An 853-nucleotide genomic window follows, 5' to 3' on the forward strand; every position below is an offset into this window, starting at 1 on the left:
TAGTTGGTCGTCGGAGTGGTGTGCCACCCCTTCACCGCGGTGGTGACGTCCCAGTTCTCCCACTCGGGGTCGTTGGTGAACCCGTTGAAGCTGGCCTTCCAGGCAGTGTCGTAGTCACCGCCGGCCGCGGTCCACGCGTTCACCCCGTCGTAGCTGTTCCAGGTGGCCTTGGTCTCGTTGAAGGCCCGCTTGAGCTTGTAGACGTCGACGTACTCGTCGGTGTCGGTGCCCGGGTACAGGGCGTTGTTGTACATCCGCAGGTCGGCGTCGACGATCTGCGCGTCGGTGGGGATGCCGGCCAGGGCGGGGAACTTGATCAGACCCCGGGTGTCGCCGAACCAGCTGGAGTTGTTGCCCGGGCTGACGTACGGGTCGCCGTCGTAGGAGTCGACGTTCTCGGTCGGCCGGGCCGCCGAGAGCGTGGTGTCGATGACGCCGTTGGAGCCGGTCGCGTCGGTCGCCGCGCTGCGGTAGATCCGGGTGATCTGGCCGGCCTTGGGCAGCATCGCCTGCTGGGTCGGGCCGGCGATGACCTCCCCGTCCTGGGTCTTCACGGCGATCATGTAGTAGTAGAACTTCCGCGCCATCGGGTCGGTGTTGTCGGCCGCCGTCGGCACCGCCGTGGTGTCCTGGTACGCGCGGGTGGCCGACGACACCGGCGAGATCAACGTCGCGGCCGAGGGCTCGAAGTTCTGGTGGACGCTGCGGTGCACCTGGTACTCGACGATGTTGTCGCCGGTCGCCGTCGACGGGTCGACGTACCCGGGCCAGTCCAGTACCGCACCGGTCGAGGTGATCGTCGTCGGCGGGTTCACCGTGACACCCGGCCGGCCGTAGGTGACCACCAGCTTCG

General features: G+C 67.6%; 1 protein-coding gene. It reads right to left on the reverse strand.

Annotation, left to right across the window (positions count from 1 at the left end; translation table 11 throughout):
* On the reverse strand, nt 1-815 hold an 815-nt coding region (locus KBX37_RS36180), incomplete at its 3' end, for a DNRLRE domain-containing protein (RefSeq protein ID WP_210779898.1).
* Between the last annotated feature and the right edge of the window lie 38 nt (nt 816-853).

Source organism: Micromonospora sp. U56 (assembly GCF_018070095.1).
GTDB lineage: Bacteria > Actinomycetota > Actinomycetes > Mycobacteriales > Micromonosporaceae > Micromonospora > Micromonospora purpureochromogenes.